Here is an 8,506-nt window from a genome sequence, read left to right on the forward strand (position 1 = left end):
GAAACTATCTTCACATAGGTTGCGGTGCGGAGGCCACTCCTCGATCATCCTGCCACCCCGAGGACCGGGACGTGGTCAGGAGCCGACCAGTTCGACCACTTCGCCCAGGTTCCGGGTCAGGTCGTGGTCCTTCGGGGTGAAGACGCGGGCGACCCCCAGCTCCAGCAGCTTCTGCGCGTCGTCGTCGGGGATGATGCCGCCGACGATCACTGGGACGCGCGCGGGGTCGACGCCGGCCTCGCGCAGCTGTTGGATCACCTCGGGGACTAGGAGGTCGTGGGCACCCGAGAGCACGGACAGTCCGACCAGGTGGACGTCCTCGTCTGCCGCCATCCGGGCGATCTCGGCCGGCGTGAGCCTGATGCCGGGGTAGACGACCTCGATCCCCAGGTCGCGCGCGCGGACGGCCACCTGTTCGGCCCCGTTCGAGTGGCCGTCCAGGCCCGGCTTCCCGACCAGCATCCGCAGGCGCTTGACGCCTAGCCTGGTCGCCGCCGATCCCACCTTCTCGCGCGCCTCGGACATCGACTCCGGCACGGCGGTCCCGCTCGCCGCCGCCGCTGCCCCCACGCCGGTGGGGCCGCGGTAGGACCCGAACGACTCCCTCAGGGCGTCGGCCCACTCCCCGGTCGTGACCCCGGCCCGCGCCGCATCGATCGACGCGGGCATCACGTTCTCACCGGACCCGGCCGCGCGGCGCAGGGCGTCGAGTGTCCGGGTGACGGCCGACCGGTCCCGCGCGCCGCGGAACCTCTCGAGCCGTTCGATCTGCTCCGCCTGCACCTCCGCGGGGACCTTCACGATGTGGAACTCCCCGTCCCCGGATACGAGGGGGGACGGCTCGGCGCCCGTGTAGGCGTTCACCCCGACCACCGTGAGCTCACCCGACTCGATGGCCCGTATCCGAGCCGCGTGTGCGGCGACGAGCTGCTCCTTCATGTGGTCGATGGCGGCCACGGCGCCCCCTCGGTCCAGCACCTCCTGCAGCTCCACGGAGGCGGCCTCGACGAGCTCGGCCGTCTTCGCCTCGATAACCTCGGACCCCCGGAAGATGTCGTCGTACTCGAGCAGGTCGGTCTCGTACGCGAGGATCTGCTGGGCGCGCAGCGACCACTGCTGGTCCCAAGGACGCGGGAGCCCGAGCGCCTCGTTCCAGGCCGGCAGCTGGACGGCCCGGGCCCGCGCGTCGCGGCCCGCCGTGACGGCGAGCATCTCGAGCAGGACCCGGTAGACGTTGTTCTCCGGTTGGACCGCGGTCAGCCCCAGGGAGTTCACCTGGACGCCGTAGCGGAACCGGCGCAGCTTCGGGTCCTCCACGCCGTACCGCTCGAGGCAGATGCGGTCCCACATCTGCGTGAACGCGCGCATCTTGCAGGCTTCCTCGACGATGCGGATCCCGGCGTTGCAGAAGAAGGAGAGCGCGCCGACCCGCTCCGGCGTGAGCATGCCGCGGTCGCGGACCGCGTCGAGGTAGCAGATGGCGTTCGCGAGCGTGTAGGCGATCTCGAGGACGGGCGTCGCCCCCGCCTCCTGCAGGTGGTAGCTGCAGACGTTCACCGGGTTCCACTTCGGCATCTCGCGACCGGTGAACTCGATGGTGTCCGCGGTCAGCCTGATCGAGGGCTCGGGCGGGAAGATGTAGGTCCCGCGCGACAGGTACTCCTTCAGGATGTCGTTCTGGGTCGTGCCCCGAAGGGACCGGCGGTCCGCCCCCTGCTCGTCGGCGACCGCCACGTAGAGCGCGAGCAGCCAGGCGGCCGTCGCGTTGATCGTCATGGACGTGTTCATCTCGGCGAGCGGGATCTGGTCGAAGAGCGCCCGCATGTCCTCGATGTGGCCGATGGGGACCCCGACCTTGCCGACCTCGCCGGACGCCATCACGTGGTCGGAGTCGTAGCCGGTCTGGGTCGGGAGGTCGAAGGCGACCGAGAGCCCGGTCTGCCCCTTCGCGAGGTTGCGCCGGTACAGCTCGTTGGACGCCGTCGCCGACGAATGCCCCGCGTACGTCCGCATGATCCAAGGACGGTCGCGTTCCCTGTTCACGCCCATGCCCCCAGCCTAACGGGGCGGCCGTCTCAGGCGGCGGGGACGTACACCGGCGAGGTGAGCGCCTCGACCACCAGCCGGTTGCGGCAGTAGGTCGTGCCGGCTCCCACGAGGGGGTCGCAGCCGGCGCGGCGTGCGTCCTGCGCGTCGGCCCGCCGCAGCTCGGCCCGCAGCCACTTGGCGCCCTCGGGGACGGTGACGCGCAGCGCGCCCTCGATCGGCAGCGGTACCTCCTGCGGGCCGAGGTTCGTGACGACCCGGACGATCGCGTTCGGCGCCGCACCCTCCGCTCGGACGATCACCTGAGCTCCCGGCTGGACATCGCCTCCGATGAGGGAGGTCCCGTCCGCGGACTCGAGCCCCAGACGCGGGCCCCCGAGGGCGGGCGGTTGGTGGGAGAGCGTGGTCCTGCCCGCCCTGATCCCGGCGACGATCCCGGCCACGCCGGGCTCGGTGACGTAGACCCAGGTGGTCGGCTGTCCGGCGCCGGCCACAGCCGTGACGCTGCGCCAGTGGTTGTCGGACCCTCCCGTCGCGGCTACGCGGTGGCCCGCGTTCAGGTAGGTCTCCCAGAAGGCGAGCGACCAGTCGTTGTCGTTCGAGGAGGGTGCCGGCACCTGCCAGTGCCACGCCCCGACGTTCCAGACCTCGATCGAGTCGGGGACGATCGCGTCCCCGCCGTCGGGGGCCCCGTTCCCGTCCCCGAACCGCTGCTTCCAGTTGTCGCCGTTGGGCGTCTTGCCGTCCGAGGGGTGGTTGATCTGGAAGAGTCCGCCCGCGTCCCGCACGTGGCGCGCAACCGCGCGCATGTCCTCGGCGCTGCGGCCGGAGACGATCTCGCCGCGGTTGCACCGGTCTATGAGTTCGGTCTGTCCCGCACGCCCGAAGCAGCGATCCACGCCGACGAGCTGCGTATGCCCGGCGAAGGACGCCTCGTACCCGGGGACGAGGGTGAGCCGGTCGGACGTGTACCCCGGGTCGTGGACGCTGAGCGTGTTGTTGTGATCGGTGAGGGCGACGAAGTCGAGCCCGCGCGACTCGGCGATGGCGATCTGGTCGCCCGGCGACCAGCCGAGCGTGTAGAACTCGTCCGCGTCCGTCGTGTCGTCGGCCGGGCCTCCCCACGCGTCGTGCGACCACGTCGTGTGGATGTGCAGGTCTCCCGCGACCCAGCGGGGCGTGAAAGCCTCCGCGGGCTCCGGGGTGCCCTGCGAGACCCATACGGGAGCCGAGTACGCGACCGGCTTCCCGTCGCCGTCGAGGACGCGCAGCATGTACCAGCGCTCGTCGGGGGTCGTCGCGACGGACACGTCGACGTCGGTCCCCTCGACCTCCTCGACGATCTCCCCGTTGTTCGTCATGACCTGGACCGCCGCCACGTCGGCACCCGTCACGGTCGCGACCAGCTGCGCGGAGGGAGCCGGGGTGCGCAGGATCGCGCCCTGCTCCCGGCCGTCGACCTTCAGGTCGATGCGGATGTCCGGGCGGGCGATCGCGTACGTCCGCCGCTGGCGCATAGCCTCCTTCATCGCCGGCATCGTCAGGTCGTCCGAGATCACGACCGTGCGGGGCAGCGACGGGTCGCCCCAGCTCGTGCCGTGGTGGTCCTCCGAGCCGACCATCCCGAGGTGCCAACCGTTGTCCAGCGCCTGCACGACCCAGGGCTCGTACCGGGTCCGGTTCCGGTTGAAGATCTCGATGCCGACGATGCGGTCGTCCAGGTCGGCGACGTAGGCGAGGTCGTTCCAGTTGCGGCGGGGGTCCCCGGCGGTCCCCTTGTCGTTGGGGTGGTTGAACGTGGCCAGCCCGTCGGACCCGCCCCCGAGGTGGGCCGGCGTGCGCAGCCAGGCGTAGAAGGCCTCGAGCGATCCCTCGCCGGCGCTACGGACCGTGTAGTTGCGGGAGAAGTAGACGGACATGTGCCCGTGCACGTCGTCGGTGAGCTCGAACCCGCGCATGCCCAGGTACTCCCCGGGCACGGTGGCCCGGACGGCGTGGCGACGCTGCGCGTCCCACTTGTCGGCGGCGTCGGGGATGGCGTCGGCCAGGATGCACTCGGCCAGGCTCCCTCCGGCCGACGGGAGGCACTTCTCCGAGACGGTGTTGGGCAGGGGGAAGGCCTCCGAGTGCTCGGCCGGCGCCGCGAAGTCGAGCCCGCGGCCCTTGGCCGCCTCGTGCACGTCGCGGGCGGTCGTCCGCGGCGCGCCGTCCGAGTAGCCGGTATGCGTGTGCATGACCCCGACCCGGTGCTCGGCGAACCGCGCCGCCACGTTCGCCGGGGCGGGGCTGGAGCCGGGGAGGCCGAGGACGACGACGGCCACGACGGCCGTCCACAGGATCGCTCTTCGCACGACCACCCCATTCGCCGCCCGGAGAGCCCTTCCTGCCGGCCCCCCGCCGGGTCTGGCACCCTAGGCCCGGACAGCAACGACCGGGAGGCAGCACATGGGCATCGGGGACATCCGCGTGGTCGGCATCGTCGGGTGCGGGACCATGGGGTCGGGCATCAGCGAGGTCTGCGCCCGCGCGGGGTACGAGGTGCGCGTCCACGAGGTCGACGACCAGGCCGTGGAGCGGGGGCTCGAGCGGATCCGGTCGTCGATGGAGCGCGCCGTGACGGGCGGGAAGCTGGGATCGGACGACCGCGACGCTGCCCTCGGACGGATCACCGCCCATACCGAGCTCGAGGGCCTGAAGGACGCCGACATCGTGGTGGAGTGCGTCCCCGAGCAGCTCGACCTCAAGCGTGACGTGTTCGCCCGGCTCGACGCCCTCCTCCCCGAGCAGGCGCTCCTGACCACGAACACCTCCTCGCTACCGGTCATCGAGCTGGCGGTGGCGACGAACCGTCCCCAGCGCGTGGTCGGCCTGCACTTCTTCAACCCGGCTCCCGTCATGCAGCTGGTCGAGCTCGTCCACACGGTCACCACCGACGACGCGGCCCTCCAGCAGGCCCGCGGATTCGCCGAGGCGCTGGGCAAGACCGCCATCGCGTGCCGGGACCGGGCGGGCTTCATCGCGAACCTGCTCCTCTTCCCGTACCTCAACGAGGCGGTCCGGATGCTCGAGTCGGGGTTCGCCTCCCGGGAGGACATCGACGCCGCGATGCGGTTCGGGGCGGGACACCCCATGGGTCCCCTCGCGCTGATGGACCTCGTCGGCCTCGACTCCTGCTACCTCATCCTCGAGTCGCTGCACCGGCAGTTCTCCGACCGCCGTTACGCGCCCGCCCCCATGATCAAGCACCTGGTGAGCGCCGGGTACCGGGGCCGCAAGAGCGGGCACGGCTTCTACACGTACGCCGAGCCCGGCTCCCCGGACGTGCTGCAGGACGAGCGGGGCGGACGGTCCGTGACGCTGCCGAACCCCACCGGGGAGATCCGCACGGTCGCCGTCCTGGGGACGGGCACGATGGGGTCGGGGGTCGTGGAGGTCGCCGCCAAGGCCGGCTACGACGTCGTCTGCCGCGGGAGGTCGGAGGACTCGCTGGCCAAGGCGCAGGCCGCCATGGAGAGGTCGCTCGGTCGCGCGGTCGACCGCGGTCGCATGTCGCCGGAGGACCGCGACGCCGCTCTGGGCCGGGTCACCTGGACGACCGAGATACAGGCGCTGGCCGACGCGGACCTCGTGGTCGAGACCCTCGCCGAGGACCTAGAGCTCAAGAAGCAGGTCTTCGCCGAGCTCGACGCGGTGGCCAAGCCGGACGCGATCCTCTCGACCTGCACCTCCTCGCTGCCCGTGGTCGAGCTCGCCTCGGTCACCTCGCGCCCGGACCGCGTCTGCGGCGTGCACTTCTTCAACCCGGCGCCCATCATGCGGCTGGTCGAGCTCGTCTCCACGGTGGCCACGTCGCCGGAGGTGATCGCGACGAGCAAGGCGGCCGTCGAGCGGATGCGCAAGCACGCCGTGCTCTGCGAGGACCGCGCGGGGTTCATCGTGAACCGGCTGCTGTTCCCGTACATCAACGATGCCGTGAAGATGCTCGAGTCGGGTTACGCGACCGAGACCGATATCGACACCGCGATGACGCTCGGGTGCGCCCACCCCATGGGGCCGCTGGCGCTGGCCGACATCGTCGGGCTCGACGTGACGCTCGAGATCCTCAACTCGCTGCACGCCGAGTTCCGGGAGCCGAGCTACGCGCCCGCGCCGCTGCTCGAGCACATGGTGAAGGCCGGGTACCTCGGGCGGAAGACCAAGCGCGGGTTCCACACGTACTAGGCCGGACGACGGACCGGCTCCCGGGAGCCGGTCCGTCGTCTCAGCTCAGCAGCAACCGCAGCCGCACGGGCACATGGCGTCCTCCTCTCAGCAGCAGGCGTTGTCCTGGAAGGTGGGGAGCTCCTTGCGCAGCGGGGCGACCGGGTGTCCGGGGTCCTCGAAACCGAGCCTCATGTGGGCCGCGTCCGCGCACGACTCACCCGACAGGCTGGTGGTGGGGCACATCCGCCGGGCGCGCTCGCGTGAGACCGGGACGAACCCGAGGCGGGCGAAGAACCGGGAGGCGTCTGAGGTCGCGAGGTACACCTCTCGCGCGCCCGACCAGCGCGCGACCTCCAGCGCGCCGATGACGAGCCGGGAGCCGAGACCCTCGCGTCGCCGTTGAGGGTCCACCGCGAGGGAGCGGAGCACCGCGGTGGGTCCACGCCGCTCCACCGCGACCGCTCCCACGACGGCGCCGTCGGAGAGGGCGACGAGCGCGTCCTCGGTCCGCAGCCCCGACAGGGGGAGCCCGGCCTGAGCGATCAGCTCCTCGATGCGCTCCCGGTCGGCGGGCACGGCCGTGCGCACGTCGGTGGCCGGCTCCCAGCGACCGGGCTTGGTCGCCGTGACGGCGACCGGGTAGGCGTCGCCGGTCCGGCATCCCTCGCCGCACTCACCGTCCGTCCGCTGCAGCCGGACGTCCGTGAACCCGACGGACGCCAGCAGCGCCTCGTACTCAGACGCCACCAGGGCGCCCCCGACGCAGCCGCACCAGGCGTCCGCGTCGCCTCGGACCGCCGGTCCGGGCTCCGCATCGAAGGCGGTGTCCAGGATCGCCAGCCGGCCGCCCGGCACGAGCGCGCGGTAGGCCTCGACCAGCGCCCGTCGCTTGTCCTCCACGAGGTTGACCACGCAGTTGGAGATGACGACATCGACCGAGGAGCAGGGGACCGGGAGGGCCTCGAGCTCGCCCTGGAGCAGCGTCACGTTCGGGAGCCCGGACACGGCCGACCTCGCCCGGTCGAGCATCTCGGGCGTCATATCGACGCCGATCGCGCGTCCGGACGGCCCGACCGCAGCCGCGGCGGCCAAGAGGTCGCGCCCAGGGCCCGACCCCAGGTCGAGGACCGTCTCCCCGCGCCGGACCGCGGCCAGGGCGACGGGGTCGCCGAGGCCAAGCGTCGGCGGGAGGCCGCCGGCGTCGTCGGGCAGTCGGACCGCGGCCGCCGAGTAGCGCTCCCGGACCCGCTCGGTGATCTCGTTCATCGCTCCACCTCCAGCACGGCCCCGAGGGCCGCGATCGTCTCGGTATCCGCCCGGTAGAAGGCCCACCGCCCCTTCGTCTCGCTCGAGACCAGCCCCGCCCGGCGCAGGACGGAGAGATGGTGGGAGATGGTCGGTTGCGCGAGGTCGAAGTGGGCCTGGATGTCGCAGACGCACAGCTCGGTGTTGCGGGCGAGCAGGTTCAGCATCCGGACCCGCGTCGGGTCCCCCAGCGCCTTGAACCTCTCGGCCACCTGAGCCGCCTCCGACTCGCCCATCGCCGGGTCGACCAGGCCGCAGCACCCGGCCAGTGGAAGGGGTCCGTCCGCGCTCATCCATCGATACTAGTCGATATATCGACGTACGTCAATGCGTATGGACCGGCCCAGATGGGGGGATACTGCTGCGCCATGACCGTCCTCGCGTTGCTGTACGCGCTCGCGGCCACCGTCTGGACCGCGCTTCGCTTCACCCCGGTCAGTGCCGTCCGGCTCTTCGAGCTCGTGGACCTGGGCGCGTGGCTCGGGTTCGCTCCGCTCATGCTCCTCGTGCCCCTCGCGCTGATACGGCGTCGATGGCACGCGCTCGCGCTCCTGATGGTTCCGGTCACCTTCTTCTCGCTCGAGTACGGGCCGATGTTCGTGCCCAACTCGGCTCCCGAGGGCGCGGGCCGGCTGCGGATCGTGACGGCCAACCTGCTCTTCACGAACCGCGACATCGACGGGATGGTCGAGATGTTCGAGCGCCTGGACGCCGACGTCGTCGCGCTGCACGAGCTGAGCGGACCGCACGCCGAGGCGTTGGTGCGACGGATGGGAGACCGGTACCCGCACCGGGTCCTGCACCCCGAGCCCCACGCCCTGGGGATGGGGCTCATGTCGCGGGTGAGGCTCACCGAGGTCGTCACGCCTATGCTCGGGCGGGACGACTGCTCGTGCCACGCGGTGACGACGACGGTGGGGGGACAGCAGGTGACGATCGTCAACGCCCACCC

At 71.6% G+C, this 8,506-nt stretch carries 6 protein-coding genes; 2 read left to right on the forward strand and 4 right to left on the reverse strand.

The window, feature by feature from the left end:
- Positions 1–75: 75 nt before the first annotated feature.
- Together VM840_08270 and VM840_08275 are read right to left on the reverse strand one after the other, a co-directional pair.
- Positions 76–2,049, reverse strand: a complete 1,974-nt coding sequence (locus VM840_08270) for a protein meaA (protein ID HVL81570.1) — start codon at positions 2,047–2,049, stop codon at positions 76–78.
- 26 nt (positions 2,050–2,075) lie between these two features.
- Positions 2,076–4,397 carry a CehA/McbA family metallohydrolase gene (locus VM840_08275; protein ID HVL81571.1) on the reverse strand — a complete coding sequence of 774 codons (2,322 nt, stop codon included), beginning with the start codon at positions 4,395–4,397 and terminating at the stop codon, positions 2,076–2,078.
- A gap of 94 nt (positions 4,398–4,491) precedes the next feature.
- Between VM840_08275 and VM840_08280 the strand changes: the two genes are divergently transcribed.
- Positions 4,492–6,267 carry a 3-hydroxybutyryl-CoA dehydrogenase gene (locus tag VM840_08280; GenBank protein ID HVL81572.1) on the forward strand — a complete coding sequence of 592 codons (1,776 nt, stop codon included), beginning with the start codon at positions 4,492–4,494 and terminating at the stop codon, positions 6,265–6,267.
- Positions 6,268–6,354: 87 nt separating this feature from the next.
- Here the strand turns inward: VM840_08280 and VM840_08285 are convergent, their stop codons facing one another.
- Positions 6,355–7,515: a GNAT family N-acetyltransferase gene (locus VM840_08285; protein HVL81573.1), complete on the reverse strand. Its 1,161-nt coding sequence runs from the start codon at positions 7,513–7,515 to the stop codon at positions 6,355–6,357.
- Positions 7,512–7,847, reverse strand: coding sequence for a metalloregulator ArsR/SmtB family transcription factor (locus VM840_08290; GenBank protein HVL81574.1), 336 nt, complete (start codon positions 7,845–7,847; stop codon positions 7,512–7,514). The genes VM840_08285 and VM840_08290 overlap by 4 nt, the downstream gene beginning before the upstream one ends.
- A 75-nt stretch (positions 7,848–7,922) precedes the next feature.
- Between VM840_08290 and VM840_08295 the strand changes: the two genes are divergently transcribed.
- Positions 7,923–8,506 (forward strand): endonuclease/exonuclease/phosphatase family protein (locus VM840_08295; protein ID HVL81575.1); only part of this gene is annotated, 584 nt, incomplete at its 3' end.

The sequence above is a fragment of the Actinomycetota bacterium genome, assembly GCA_035540895.1.
GTDB lineage: Bacteria > Actinomycetota > JAICYB01 > JAICYB01 > JAICYB01 > DATLFR01.